This is a genomic window from Joostella sp. (assembly GCF_048266025.1).
Classification (GTDB): Bacteria; Bacteroidota; Bacteroidia; order Flavobacteriales; family Flavobacteriaceae; genus Galbibacter; species Galbibacter atrarenae.
Genome location: NZ_JBLXAF010000001.1, coordinates 477,844 through 491,797, shown reverse-complemented (window position 1 = coordinate 491,797; position 13,954 = coordinate 477,844). Strand labels below are relative to the sequence as shown.

General features: G+C 33.9%; 10 protein-coding genes. 6 read left to right on the top strand and 4 right to left on the bottom strand.

Annotated elements, in window-relative coordinates:
• Together ACN0TY_RS02045 and ACN0TY_RS02040 are read right to left on the bottom strand one after the other, a co-directional pair.
• Nucleotides 1-825, bottom strand: a complete 825-nt coding sequence (locus tag ACN0TY_RS02045) for a ZIP family metal transporter (RefSeq protein WP_417443164.1) — start codon at nucleotides 823-825, stop codon at nucleotides 1-3.
• A 6-nt stretch (nucleotides 826-831) separates the two neighbouring features.
• A complete protein-coding gene (locus tag ACN0TY_RS02040; protein ID WP_417443163.1) occupies nucleotides 832-1,485 on the bottom strand; it encodes a metal-dependent transcriptional regulator in 654 nt (217 codons plus the stop codon).
• Nucleotides 1,486-1,563: 78 nt separating this feature from the next.
• Here ACN0TY_RS02040 and ACN0TY_RS02035 point away from each other — a divergent pair, with 78 nt between their 5' ends.
• On the top strand, nucleotides 1,564-3,831 hold the full coding sequence (locus ACN0TY_RS02035; RefSeq protein WP_417443162.1) for a TonB-dependent receptor: 2,268 nt from the start codon (nucleotides 1,564-1,566) through the stop codon (nucleotides 3,829-3,831).
• Between the two features lie 63 nt (nucleotides 3,832-3,894).
• Nucleotides 3,895-4,887 carry a hypothetical protein gene (locus ACN0TY_RS02030; RefSeq protein ID WP_417443161.1) on the top strand — a complete coding sequence of 331 codons (993 nt, stop codon included), beginning with the start codon at nucleotides 3,895-3,897 and terminating at the stop codon, nucleotides 4,885-4,887.
• Between the two features lie 3 nt (nucleotides 4,888-4,890).
• On the opposite strand, the gene ACN0TY_RS02025 is transcribed toward ACN0TY_RS02030, so the two are convergent.
• On the bottom strand, nucleotides 4,891-5,865 hold the full coding sequence (locus tag ACN0TY_RS02025; protein ID WP_417443160.1) for a polyprenyl synthetase family protein: 975 nt from the start codon (nucleotides 5,863-5,865) through the stop codon (nucleotides 4,891-4,893).
• Nucleotides 5,866-5,993: 128 nt separating this feature from the next.
• On the opposite strand from ACN0TY_RS02025, the gene ACN0TY_RS02020 reads away from it, so the two are divergent.
• Genes ACN0TY_RS02020 through ACN0TY_RS02005 form a run of 4 tightly spaced genes read left to right on the top strand, consistent with a single transcriptional unit; the run spans nucleotide 5,994 to nucleotide 12,652 of the window.
• Nucleotides 5,994-6,599: a TetR/AcrR family transcriptional regulator gene (locus tag ACN0TY_RS02020; RefSeq protein WP_417443159.1), complete on the top strand. Its 606-nt coding sequence runs from the start codon at nucleotides 5,994-5,996 to the stop codon at nucleotides 6,597-6,599.
• 3 nt (nucleotides 6,600-6,602) lie between these two features.
• Nucleotides 6,603-7,973, top strand: a complete 1,371-nt coding sequence (locus ACN0TY_RS02015) for a TolC family protein (protein ID WP_236957395.1) — start codon at nucleotides 6,603-6,605, stop codon at nucleotides 7,971-7,973.
• An 11-nt stretch (nucleotides 7,974-7,984) separates the two neighbouring features.
• A complete protein-coding gene (locus ACN0TY_RS02010; protein WP_417443158.1) occupies nucleotides 7,985-9,148 on the top strand; it encodes an efflux RND transporter periplasmic adaptor subunit in 1,164 nt (387 codons plus the stop codon).
• 3 nt (nucleotides 9,149-9,151) lie between these two features.
• Nucleotides 9,152-12,652, top strand: coding sequence for an efflux RND transporter permease subunit (locus ACN0TY_RS02005; protein ID WP_417443157.1), 3,501 nt, complete (start codon nucleotides 9,152-9,154; stop codon nucleotides 12,650-12,652).
• A gap of 111 nt (nucleotides 12,653-12,763) precedes the next feature.
• Here the strand turns inward: ACN0TY_RS02005 and ACN0TY_RS02000 are convergent, their stop codons facing one another.
• The gene (locus ACN0TY_RS02000) at nucleotides 12,764-13,858 is read right to left on the bottom strand and encodes a PA0069 family radical SAM protein (protein ID WP_417443156.1); all 1,095 of its coding nucleotides are present in this window, start codon (nucleotides 13,856-13,858) and stop codon (nucleotides 12,764-12,766) included.
• Between the last annotated feature and the right edge of the window lie 96 nt (nucleotides 13,859-13,954).

Genomic DNA, 13,954 nt, shown 5'->3' with positions numbered 1-13,954 from the left:
TTACCCCAACGCCACATCTAATGTCATCATTATAATAAAACCACCTATAAAACCTAAGGTAGAAATATCGGTATGGTTTGCTTGTTGAGATTCAGGAACCACTTCTTCGACTACAACAAAAATCATTGCACCAGCTGCAAAGCAAAGTGCATATGGTAAAATCGGCTCAAATGTGAGTACAGCCCAAGCACCAAGTACAGCTGCAATCGGTTCTACAATAGCAGATAATTGTCCGAAATTAAAACTTTTCCATCTGCTAAGTCCTAAACCTCGTAAAGGCATCGCAACAGCGAATCCTTCAGGCAAATTCTGAATTCCAATACCAAGTGCTAAAATTACTGCGCCTTCAATAGAAGCTTCTGGAATTCCGGCAGCAACACCGCCAAATAAAACTCCAATTGCTAATCCTTCTGGGATGTTATGCATCGTAATTGCCAGCGTTAATAACACCGATTTATGCCAAGGAGTTTTAATACCTTCCTTCTCGCTCATTTTAAAATTCACATGTAAATGAGGTAATATTTTATCCAAAGCAAAAATGAATAAAGCTCCTAGTCCAAAACCAATAACTGCAGGAATGGTTTTAACAAACCCTTCTCCTGGACTCATTTCAATTCCTGGAGCCAATAAACTCCAAAAACTTGCTGCAACCATTACACCACCAGTAAATCCTAACATTCCATCAAAGAGGCGTCTGTTCATTTTTTTGAAGAAAAACACAAGTGAAGCTCCTAAAGCAGTTAATCCCCAAGTAAATAAAGTGGCATAAAATGCAGCTAAAACAGGGTCTATTTCTTTAAAAAAGGCAACGATATCGTTAAACATGGCTTATTATTTAATTTTTAGGTATATGTTATTGGCGGTCAATGCAGAGATATTAATCTCCGTGGAATTTAATTTTATTTGTACTGAATTATCAAACGGTTCTTTGTTTATAATAGTGATTTCTTCTCCTAAAGAGATGTGTAATTTGTCTAAGTACCTTAGGAAATCTGAGGATGAATCTTTTACTCCAACAACAATCCCCTTATCACCATTTTGTGCTGATGATAATAATACTTTTTCAACTTTTTTAATATTCCCATCCTTATCAGGAATTGGATCTCCGTGAGGATCAATCCGAGGGAAATCTAAGAATATGTCTAGCTTTTCAATAAGTTTATCACTTTTAATATGCTCTAATTCTTCAGCAATATCATGAACTTCATCCCAAGAAAAATTAAGCTTTTCAACTAAAAAAAACTCCCACAATCGGTGTTTACGTATAATTTTTGCAGCATATGTTTTTCCTTCTTCGGTTAAACGAGCTCCTTGGTATTTTTTATAATGAACAACTTTTTTCTCCGCAAGCCGCTTTATCATATCTGTCACAGAAGATGCCTTCGTTTCCATTTGTGCAGCAATAGCATTGGTGGATACGCCTTTCTGGTCATCTTTTGATAAATGATAAATAGCTTTTATATAATCCTCTTCTGAAAGTGTCATTTTTTTAGTTTATACAAAAATACATTTTTTTAATTAAAAACAAATTTTTAGGTTTGTCTAAAAATTAATTCTGTTTACATGAAAAATGTAGTTTTTACTTTCGTGAGTGTTTTATTTTTAATTACTTCTGGATCTGCTCAACAGATTAAAGGTCGAGTAATTTCTAATGATGAGGTCTTGGCGTTTGCTAATGTGTATCTTAAAGGAAGTGAGAAAGGAACCATTACAGATGAAAATGGTTTTTTTGAAATTTCAGAATTAAAAAATGGAACATATACAGTTATTGCTTCTTATACTGGTTTTTCTACTGAAAGGAAGGAAATTAAAATTAATGGAAATACTATAACCATTAATTTTAATTTGAAGGCGGATTCTAGTTTAGATGAGGTTGTTATCACAGGAACTCTAAAACCTGTAAGTAGAATGGAAACTCCAGTTCCTGTAGAGGTTTATAAACCTGCTTTTTTTAAAAAGAATCCTACCGCAAATGTTTTTGAAGCGCTACAGAATGTAAATGGAGTTAGGCCTCAACTCAATTGCAATATTTGTAATACAGGTGATATTCATATTAATGGACTTGAAGGGCCATATACAATGATTTTAATTGATGGGATGCCAATTGTAAGTGGATTGTCTTCTGTATATGGGCTCTCCGGAATACCGAATTCTTTAATAGAAAGAATGGAGATTGTAAAAGGGCCAGCTTCTTCTTTGTACGGGAGTCAAGCGGTTGGCGGACTCATAAATATAATAACCAAAACACCACAATATGCCCCCAAACTTACGGTAGATACTTTTGGTACTTCGTGGGGGGAATTTAATTTAGATGTTGGATATAAAGCGCTGTTGGGAGAAAAAACATCTTTTTTGCTAGGTGCTAATTATTTTAACTTCAATCAGACTATAGATAATAACAACGATAATTTTACAGACCTCACTTTGCAAGACCGAATCTCTTTATTTCAAAAATGGGATTTTAAAAGAAAAGCCAATCGACTTTTTTCACTAGCGGCACGCTATTTTTATGAAGACAGATGGGGAGGGGAATTGCAATGGACACCAGCGTACAGAGGTGGCGATGAAATTTATGGAGAAAGTATTTACACTTCTCGATGGGAGTTTTTAGGAAAATACCAGCTCCCTTTTTCAGAAAAAATGCTGTTCACCTTTTCTTATACAGACCATGATCAGAATTCCGTTTATGGAGACACTCCTTATTTAGCGCAGCAGCGCATAGCATTTGGTCAACTTGCTTGGGATAAAAAAATAAAAAATCATGATTTGCTCTTTGGAGCTGCTTTAAGATATAATTTTTATGATGATAATACGTCTGCAACAGCAGAAGTAGACAAAAATAATCCTGATGAAGTTACGATTCCAGGAGTTTTTATTCAGGATGAAATAGAATTATCTGCCAAGCATACACTCCTTTTAGGGATGCGATACGATTATGATTCTCGTCACGGAAATATATTTACACCTCGGATGGCCTATAAATGGAGCCTTTCTGAAAATGATATCTTAAGATTGAATGCAGGAACTGGTTTTAGAGTCGTTAATCTTTTTACTGAAGAACATGCTGCACTAACAGGAGCGAGAGATGTGATTATTGAAGAAGAACTTAAGCCAGAACAATCGTATAATATTAATATTAATTATTTGAAGAAGATTTATACCGATAATAATAGTTTTATAGGTTTAGATCTGTCAGCTTGGTACACCTATTTTACAAATATGATTTTACCTGATTACGATACAAATCCTAATGAAATTATTTATGATAATTTAGATGGGTATGCTGTAAGTGCTGGAGTAAGTGCTAATGCAGATGTGGTTTTTTATAATGGAATAAAAGTAAACTTAGGAGCTACTTTTATGAATGTATCACAAACTGAAAATGGTATTACTACTCGGCAGATTCTAACGGAACAATTTTCTGGAACTTGGGGAGTTTCCTATAAAATAATGCCATGGAACTTAAACATCGATTATACGGGCAATGTTTATGGCCCAATGCGATTGCCGTTATTGGGAGATTTAGATCCCCGAAAGGAGTATTCTCCTGTTTGGAGTATTCAGAATATACAATTTACTTATGATGGATTTAAAAACTTTGAAATTTACGGAGGTATAAAAAATATATTGAATTGGACACCAAACAAAGGGAATCCTTTTATAATAGCTCGTGCTGAAGATCCTTTCGATAAAAATGTAGTTTTTGATGCACAAGGAAATGTACAGCCTACACCAGATAATCCGTATGCACTTACTTTCGATCCATCTTATGTGTACGGGCCAAATCAAGGAATTCGAGGGTTTCTAGGGGTAAGATATTTATTAGATTAAGTTTTTTATTTTCTATGTTATTGAATTAGTGTAAAATATTTACTTTTAGCTAAAATCTAAAGAATGAAATTGTTGCCTTATTTTTTGTTTTTATTTCTGAATGTAATTTACAGTCAGACTAATATCAATGAAGTTGTAGTTTTAGAAAGTGATTCAGAAAAAAGCTTTTTGATAGCTGCTCAAGAGGGAGATGTGGTAAGCTTTAATATCAAGAAAATTAAAGGAAAGAAAATAGCTGATTTCACTTTTAGTTCATTAAATGATAGTAATACAGTCTTTTCTGAAGATAATTTTAAGTCATTAAAAAGGTCAATGGCTATTTCTGAAAAAAGTATTTATAAATTGAGTTTTGATAATGATTCTAATAAAGAGTTGACATTTTCTGTACAAGTAAACATAGATTCTCAAGGTAAAAAACCAGCTACAATTGCATATAGAACAGTTTACGATACAACTTACGGTCCTGAAAAAACGGAATTAAAAGAGGTGAGTAAGCTTACAACAGAAACTATCCAAAAAGAGCAGTTTTATCTCAATAGTAAGTCAAATAAGCTTGTTAAAGGCGGAAAAGATAGAGTTGTTTTTCCAGTCTATCTACCAGAAAATACTAGAGAATGGTTTTATGTGCTTACCGCAGATCGTGATAAAGAAGCGATTAATAAAACGGTAGGTACTTTTAGTTTGGCTTCAGAACTTTCAAAATATTTAGATACAGAAGTAAGTTCTATATCATCAGCAGTAACAAATTTACAAGCGCCTCCTGGAGCTCATATTTGTGATGTGTACTTGTTAAATAAAGAGCAGGCAATGCTATTCAGAAATAATGAAGACTTTACTTTTTCTTTGGATGGAACTCGTGAAAATTATAAGTCTGGGATAATTCAGGTTAAAGAAGTGCCAAAAGAAAAGTATTTTATAGGAATCAAAAATCCAGATAATTTATATGGAATTCATATCGGGATCGAAGTTGTTGCTATTGTTGAAACAACAGAAACTATTCCTGTTCTTATAAAAACTCCAGAAATTCATACTCAAAAAGTGCCTTATGTAGAATAGCTGTTACACTACTCTTCCCATAAGCATGTTTGCAAAATCTCTTAGTGCATCTTTTTTAGTGTCATCAATAGATAGTTTATTGAGTATCTCTAACGCTTTATCGGTGTAATCTTCGATGGCTTCTAATGTAGCTTCTGCAGCTTTGCTTGAAACCATAAGCTCTTTTACCGTTTGGATTTTATTAGAAGCTTCGTTTGGACTAATAGAATACAGGTGGTGCAATTGCTGCGCCTCTTCTGCTGTTAAATGCTCGAGTGTTTTTAAGTATAAATAAGTTTTCTTATTTTCTATAATATCGCCACCAACTTGTTTTCCAAATGTTTTTGGATCTCCAAAGGCATCTAAATAATCGTCTTTTAGCTGAAAAGCAATTCCTAAATTAAGACCGAAATCATAAATAGCCTGCGCTTCTTGTTCGTTAGAATCTGCTATTATTGCACCCATTTTCATCGCTGCACCAACAAGTACTGCCGTTTTATAGGTGATCATTTTTATATATTCTTCGATGGTAACATCGTCTCGAGTTTCAAAATCAACATCGTACTGCTGACCTTCGCAAACTTCAATAGCAGTTTTACTGAATAGTTTAGCTAGCTTCTGAAAAGTTTCAGGTTTATAATTTTCAAAAAATTGATACGCAACAATAAGCATGGCATCTCCAGAAAGAATCCCTGTATTTAGATCCCATTTTTCATGTACAGTTTCTTTTCCTCTTCGCAGTGGAGCATCGTCCATAATATCATCATGAACTAAGGAGAAATTATGAAACATCTCTATCGCCATTGCAGCATGAATCGCATCCTTATAGTTTTTTCCAAATATATCTGCGGTCATTAAAGTTAGGATTGGACGTAAACGTTTCCCTCCTATATTTAAAATGTAATTGATAGGCTCGTATAAATTTACGGGCTCTTTCGTAACAAATGCTTCCTCAAGATGACTAATAAAAGTGTCTCTATAGGCTTCGATAGATAACATAGAATCAATTTTCGGCTAAAATACCATAATTAAAAAAAATGCCAATTTAATTTCGAAGTTAAATAATTGTAATACTTTGGAAACTTTTATTGTTTTTAAAGTTTCCTGTATTATATTTGCACCCAATTATGAAAGAAAAAATACTTGATAAAGCAACAGAGATGTTTTTAAGCCTAGGCTTTAAAAGCGTTACGATGGATGATATTGCTGATGAATTGGGGATGTCTAAAAAGACAATATATCAACATTTCAAAACAAAAACAGCATTAGTAGAGGCTACCGCTTTTTATATATTTGAATCGATTTGTAGTGGTATTGAATTTATCTGTGAAGCAGCTCCTAATCCTATCGAGGAGCTATTTCATATAAAAAAATTCACGAGTGATTATTTAAGAGATAAGAAGTCGTCCGCACAATTTCAATTAAAAAAATATTACCCGAGAATATATGATAGACTTATTCTAAAGCAGTTTGAGGTAATGAAAGAAAGCGTGTCAGGTAACATCAAAAAGGGGGTGGATCTTGGAATGTACCGTAAAGAATTAGATGTAGACTTTATTTCTCGAATTTATTTTAGCGGAATGGTGGGGATAAAAGATACAGAAATTTTCCCCGTTAATATATACAAGACTGATGAGCTAGGGACCAAATTTCTAGAATACCATATTCGAGGCATTGCCACGGATAAAGGACTAACTATTTTAAATGAATTTATTAACGAAAACAAAAATTAAACGATGAGAAAATATTATATCATCGCCATATTGCTACTAATTACTACGTTGGGATTCTCTCAAGAAAAAAAATATAGTTTTTCTATGGAAGAGGCTATAAATTTTGCTTTAGATAGTAGTTATACAGCAATAAACTCTAGGCGTGACATTGCAATATCTTTAAAGAAAAAATGGGAAACTACAGCCGCTGGTCTTCCTCAAATAAATGGAGCTGTAGATTATCAGAATCAAATAAAGCAGCCTGTAACTCTTATTCCTGGTGAGATTGCTGGTGCTGAGCCTGGAACTTTTGTGCCAGTAACTTTTGGAACAAAACAGAACATGTCGCTCACAGGGACATTAACACAGCTTATTTTTGACGGTTCATACTTGGTAGGACTTCAAGCAGCTAAAGTTTTTGTTGATTACAATGAAAATGCTAATGAGAAAACTCTTTTAGAGGTTAGAAAAGGAGTGATCAATGCTTACGGTGGTGTTTTGTTAACCGAGGAGAGTGTTGCTATTTTTGAGAAAAACCTTGTTACCTTAAAAGATAACCTTAATGAGGCACAAGCTATGTATGATAATGGTTTTGCTGAAGAGGAAGATGTAGAGCAGCTACAGATTACAACAGCACAAATTCAAAACCAGTTAAGTAATTCCAAGAGAATGGAATCTATAGCGAAGCAGATGCTAAATTTAGCACTTGGAATTCCTGTAGATGCAGAGGTAAATTTAGAGGATAGCTTAGAGACTTTGACAATAGAAAGTGTAAGCCTAGCATTAACGGAAACTTCATTTGATTTTGAAGATAATGTAGATTATAGAATCGCAAAAAATCTAACGGAGCAAAGAGAATTGGAAGTAAAGCTTGAAAAAAGTAAAGCATTGCCAACTATAAACGGATTTATAAACTACGGTACTGCCGCTTATGATAATGACTTTATATTTTTTGAAAATGAAACTTCATGGTTCCAGTCTTCGATATTAGGGTTGAGTATGAATATTCCTATTTTTAGCTCCCTACAAAGAAGTGCAAGAACGCAGCAAGCAAAAATAGCATTAGATCAATCTAAAACAGATTTTATTCAAGCCAAGCAACAGATTAATTTAGATCTTGATAGAGCGAAGAGTAATTATAAGTTTGCTATTGAAAATTACCATACAGCAGAAAGTAATTTAGGACTTGCAGAGCGTATTGAAAAAAAGAACTTAATAAAATATAGAGAGGGTATTACCACAAGTTTTGACTTAAGACAAGCGCAAACTCAGTTGTATACCGCGCAGCAAGAATATATAAATTCTATGCTGGACGTGATTGAAACGAAGGCAACATTAGAAACTGTTTTAAACACACCTCAATTATCAACAAGAAACGAATCAGCAAAAAAATAAATCAAAAAAAGATGAAACAAACATATTTAATCATATTAACAGCCTTGATTTTGGCTTCTTGTGGAGGCGATAATAAATCTGTAGAAGACGTTATAGAAAGCGGAAATTTAGAGCAGATAAAGGCAAAGCGTGAACAGGTAAATGCAGAACACGATGCTTTAAGTGCAGATTTAAAAGCACTTAATCAAGCAGTGAAAAAGCTAGATACAACAAAAAACTATGCTTTGGTGACTACTTTTGTAGCAAAAGATTCTCTTTTTAATCATTATATAGAATTACAAGGAAGTGTAAGTACTAAAGAGAATATTATTATAAATGCTGAATATTCTGGTGCACTTCAACAAGTTTTAGTGAAAGAAGGACAAGAAGTAAAGAAAGGGCAAGTTTTAGCTAGAATTGACGAAGGTGGTCTTGGAGCTCAATTAGCACAATTAAAAGCACAAGAGAGCTTATCGCAAACAACGTATGAGCGTCAGAAAAGATTATGGGAGCAGAATATTGGTTCAGAGATTCAGTATTTACAGGCTGAAACACAATATGAGTCTAATAAAAGTGCTGTTTCTCAATTGGAGAGTCAGTTGGCTAAAGCAACTGTTGTAGCTCCATTTTCAGGAACAATTGAAGAAATAATGTCAGATCAAGGAAGTAATGTTTCTATGGGAACACCTTTAATGCGTATTGTAAGTTTAAGTAATATGTATATCGAATCTGAGGTTCCAGAAAAATATTTAGCTAGTATAGAAAAAGGGACTAAAGTAATTGCTGATTTTCCAGTAATCAACAAAAAGATTGATACAGAAATTAGACAAGTAAGTAATTACATCAATCCAAATAACCGCTCTTTTAAAATTGAAGTTGGAGTTCCTAATAAAGATGGGTTGATAAAGCCAAACTTAACGGCTAAGGTTGTTATTAACGATTATACTAGTGAAAATGCTTTCTTAATTCCTCAAAGTGTTATTTCAGAAAATTCAGAAGGAAATCAATATGTGTATATCGCTACAAATATCAATGGGAGTAATGAAGCTGAAGTGCATCAGTCGATTATTCAAACAGGAAAAACACAAGGAGATTTAGTAGAGATTCTAGAAGGAATAAAAGCCGGAGATCATATTATAAAAGAAGGTGCACGTAGTGTTCAAGAAGGACAAAACGTTCAAATATTAAAGCAATAGTCCATGAGTAAAATTAATAAAAACGCCGATAAAGAATTTGGGCTTTCGTCTTGGGCTATCGAGAACAAAACCACTATCTATGTAATGATAGCGATTGTTCTTGCCTTGGGGGTTTCCGCATATTTCGGAATGCCTCGTGAGTCGTTTCCCGAAGTAAAAGAAACTAAGATTTACATCAGTACTCCTTATCCAGGGAATACTGCCGAAGATATAGAACGTTTAATTACAGATCCGTTAGAGGATGAGTTGAAAAACGTAAGTAATGTTGTTGAGATTCTTTCTACTTCTCAAGAGGATTATTCTATTATTACTGTTGAGTTTGATGAAGATATTGCGGTAGAAGCTGCAAAGCAAAAAGTTAAAGATGAGGTAGATGCTGAAAAAGCTGGCGAAGATTGGCCAGTATTTAATGATGCAAAGGTAGAGCCAAATGTATTTGATCTTAACTTGTCTGAAGAGATGCCAATTTTAAATATCAATATTCAGGGAGATTATCCTGTTGATAAATTAAAAGAATTTGGTGAATACCTTGAAGATAAAATTGAAGAACTTCCAGAGATTAAGCAAGTAGATATTCGTGGAGCTCAAGAGAAAGAAGTTGAGGTAGCTGTTGATGTTTATAAAATGATGGCTGCTAAAATTAGCTTTGACGATGTGTTAAATACGATTCGTAATGGAAACGTTACGATGTCTGCAGGGAATATGATCACCAGCGGGCAACGTAGAACAATTCGAATTTTAGGGGAAGTTGAAGACCCGAAAGAGCTTGATAATTTTGTAGTAAAATCTCAAGATGGAGTTGTTTATTTAAGAGATATTGCTGAAGTAACTTTTAAAGAAGAAGATAAGACTACGTTTGCTCGAGAATTTGGAAAAAGTGTAGTTATGCTCGATGTAAAAAAGCGAGCTGGAAAAAACATGATTGAGGCTTCTGAGCAGATTCAAGAAATTATAAAAACTGCTAAGAAAAGTTATTATCCACCAGATTTATCGATTACAGTAGCAAACGATCAATCGTCACAAACATTAAATCAGGTAAATGACCTTGTAAACAATATCATCTTCGGGATTATATTAGTTGTAGGAGTGTTAATGTTCTTCTTAGGATTCCGAAACGCACTCTTTGTAGGGTTTGCAATCCCGATGTCGATGTTTATGTCGTTTATGATTTTACAAGCATTAGGATACACTTTAAACACCATGATTCTTTTCGGACTTATTATGGGTCTGGGGATGTTAGTGGATAACGGAATCGTTGTTGTAGAGAACGTTTACCGATTGATGGATGAAGAGAAAATGTCTCGAATAGAAGCTGCTAAAAAAGGAATAGGAGAGATTGCTTTCCCTATTATTATTTCTACAGCAACAACTGTTGCCGCTTTTATTCCATTAGGAATGTGGCCTGGAGTAATGGGAGAGTTTATGAAATATTTCCCGATTACGCTTTCTGTTGTACTTGGTTCATCTCTTGTAGTTGCTATTTTTATGAACTCGATGTTGGTATCTCAGTTTATGGATACTGCAGAGAAAAGGCTTACAAGAAAACAACTAATTAGGTTGAGCATAATTTTAGGAATTCCAGGAATACTGATACTAATATTTGGAGGAACTATTCGTGGTATTGGTACATTAATGATCTTTACTGCTATAATGTTCTGGATTTATAGATATTGGTTAAAAGGATCTGCAGATTATTTCCAAAAACACACATTGACTTGGTTAGAGAATAAGTATCAGAACTTCTTAAAAAAGTCTCTTCAAGGGTGGAGACCTGGAATTTATGTGACGGCTACTTTTGCTTTGTTAATAGTTGTGTTTATGTTATTTGGTGCTTCTTTAGGAAGTGGGAGAACGAAGGTTGAGTTTTTCCCAGATAATAAGCCAAACCAGATTATAGTTTATATCGAATATCCGCAGGGAACAGATATCGACAAAACAAATGCCATCACAAAAGAAATTGAGAAGCGTGTTTATGCAGTTTTAAATGCTGATGAATACATGGATGGTGATTATAATTATATGGTAGAATCTGCTGTTTCTCAAGTAGGAGAAGGAGCTGGAAACCCACAAACAGATGGAGGTTCTAGTGCAGAAATGCCGCACAAAGGAAAGATTACCGCGACTATGCGCGAGTATAAATATCGTCGTGGAAAAGATAGTGAGGTGCTTCGTAAGAAAGTTCAAGAAGCACTAAAAGGTGTTTTCCCAGGAATTGCTATTTCTGTTGAAAAAGATGCTAATGGACCTCCTACAGGATATCCAATTAATATAGAATTAAGTGGTGAAGATTATGATGAGTTAATTGTTACTGCTGAAAAAATGCGTGATTATATCAACACTAGAAATGTAGCCGGAGTTGAAGAGCTTAAGATCGATGTAAATAAAGACAAACCTGCAATGGTTGTTGAAGTTGACAGACAAAAAGCGGGAGAACTTGGAGTTGCTGTTGGTCAAGTAGGGAATCAATTGCGTCGTTCTATTTTTGGTGAAAAAGCTGGGATTTATAAAGAAGATGGAGATGATTACGATATTTATGTTCGTTTCAATGAAGATTTAAGATACAATCAGAGTGCACTTTTCGATCAGAATATAATATTTCGTGATCAGGCGTCTGGACAAATAAAGGAGATTCCTGTTTCTGCTGTTTCAAAACATAAAAACACCTCTTCTTTTAGTGCTATTAAGCATAGGGATTTAAAGCGTGTGGTTACCGTGTATTCTGGATTAGCTCCAGGTTATACTGATGCCGGTGCTGTTGTAGGGAAGATCCAAAAGGAGATGAATAATTTTGATGCTCCAAATGAGATTTATATTGATTATACTGGTCAGTTAGAAGAGCAACAAAAGCAAATGAATTTCTTAATGGGTGCTTTCTTTTCAGGATTAGGACTTATTATGCTGATTTTAATTTTTCAGTTTAGCTCTATTTCTAAACCAACTATTATTATGTTAGCTATCTTCTTGAGTTTTATAGGAGTTTTTGGAGGATTAATGGTTACGGGTTGGTCGTTTGTTATTATGATGACAATGATGGGAATTATTTCGCTGGCCGGAATTGTGGTTAATAATGGAGTTGTATTACTCGATTATGCCCAGATTCTTATCGATAGAAGAAAAATAAGATTAGGATTAACTGAAAATGATGATATTCTTCCTAAAGAAGACATGAAAGAAGTATTAGTAATGTCTGGAAGAGCAAGGTTGCGTCCAGTTTTACTTACGGCAATTACTACCATTTTAGGATTAATTCCTTTAGCAATTGGGTTGAATATTGATTTCTTCTCCTTGTTTACCAATTTTAACCCTGACATTTATATGGGAGGAGATAACGTAATTTTCTGGGGACCTCTAGCTTGGACAGTAATTTTCGGACTATTTATAGCTACTTTCTTAACGCTAATTATTGTTCCACTTTTATTTTACATTGTATATTTAATAAAGTTTAAATTCAGAAGTAAAAAAGAAGAAGTTATTGAAAAACTAGATGATGTGTCACCAGTTTAAATAATATACTTAAGTTCGTTTTTGAGAAAATCGGCTTTGTGAAATATTCATAAAGCCGATTTTTTTATTTCTGAAAGAATTTTAATTTTCCTAACTGTAATAAATGATTATTTAGAATAAACTTGTTTGCCCATTGCCACTATATTTAGTTTTATGACGTTGCATTTCGAACAAACTATGGTTTAATTTAGGTAATTCTTTATCTTTAAAGTAGGTATGCCGTGCTATTCTAATAAGGTTGTGTATTTGTTCAGCAATCTTCCCTTCTCCTGTTTTCCTTACGCCATATCTGCTGTCGTTCAAGCTTCCGCCGTGACATTCCGCAATTTGATTTAAAACTTTATCAGCACTATCTGGGAGCGTCTTTTTAATCCAGTCGGTAAAAAGTTCCCCAATAGCTCCATTAAGACGCACCATCGTAAAAGCAATAGATTTTGCTCCGTTTTCGCTAACAGCCTTAGCTAACGGTAAAATTTCATGACTGTTAATAGCTGGTATTATTGGAGCTATCATTACATTAACAGGGATGTTGTGGTCACTTAATAGTTTTACAGTTTCCAATCTTTTTTTAATGCTTGTGGTTCGTGGCTCTAAAATTCTTCTGGTCTCTTCACTCAAAGAAGTGATTGAAATATTAACAGCAATAAGTCCTTCAGAAGTAAGCTCTTTTAAAAGATCTAAATCTCTTTTTATAAAAGCATTCTTAGTAATAATAGCTACTGGGTGTTTATATTTTAAAAACACTTCTAAGCATTTTCGAGTTATTTGATAGCTTTGTTCTGCTGGCTGATAACAGTCTGTATTTCCAGACATAACAATAGTTTTTGCCTTCCAGTTCCTGCTAAGAAGTTTCTCTTCTAAAAGTTGTGGTGCATTCTTTTTTACTAATATTTTACGTTCAAAATCTAATCCAGCACTATAGCCCCAATATTCATGAGAATTTCTAGCATAACAGTAGATGCAACCATGTTCGCATCCTTGATATGCATTCATAGAGTAACTCATTCCAACGTCTGGACTCGTTACTTTATTTACTATTGTTTTTGGGAATACTTCTAAGTAGCTTGTTTTGTTTTTATCTGCTACTTCACCCTCTAAACGGCAATACTCTAAGAAATCATCTCTAGTTTCGTAAGATAATTTCTGAAACTTATTATGTACGTTTAGTTGAGCGCCTCTACCTTTAATAAAATCTTTATTGGACATATTCCAAAATTATGGAAAAAATCCATTCATTCCATTGATTTTACTTCAAAATTTTTTACGTAACTTTTTGCCTTTATTTTTCATTAACCAATAAAA